The organism is Onishia niordana (assembly GCF_004798965.1).
Lineage (GTDB): Bacteria > Pseudomonadota > Gammaproteobacteria > Pseudomonadales > Halomonadaceae > Onishia > Onishia niordana.
This window is the reverse complement of record NZ_SDSD01000145.1, coordinates 1-248: the sequence shown is the minus strand read 5'-3', so window position 1 is coordinate 248 and position 248 is coordinate 1. Positions and strand designations below refer to the sequence as shown.

Annotated in this window: 1 protein-coding gene; it reads left to right on the top strand. The window is 38.7% G+C overall.

The genetic code is table 11. From position 1 onward, the window contains the following. A partial coding sequence (locus ETC27_RS18275) for a YdcF family protein (RefSeq protein ID WP_136256088.1) occupies positions 1–248 on the top strand: 248 nt, incomplete at both ends.

Genomic DNA, 248 nt, shown 5'->3' with positions numbered 1-248 from the left:
CTATGCGTAAATACCTCCTCTCTCAGCATATTCCTGAAAATATGATTATTTTAGAAGATCAATCAACTACAACTTATGAAAATATGCTTTTTTCAAAACAGCTTATTGAAGAAGATTGGCTCACAAGATTTGAGGGTGGCCACCCAGCGCCAAGTATTATCTTTTCAACCAATAATTATCATGTACTCCGTGCACGTTTATATGCCCGTAGAGTGCATCTTAAGGCTGAAGGGGTTGGTGCACCAACA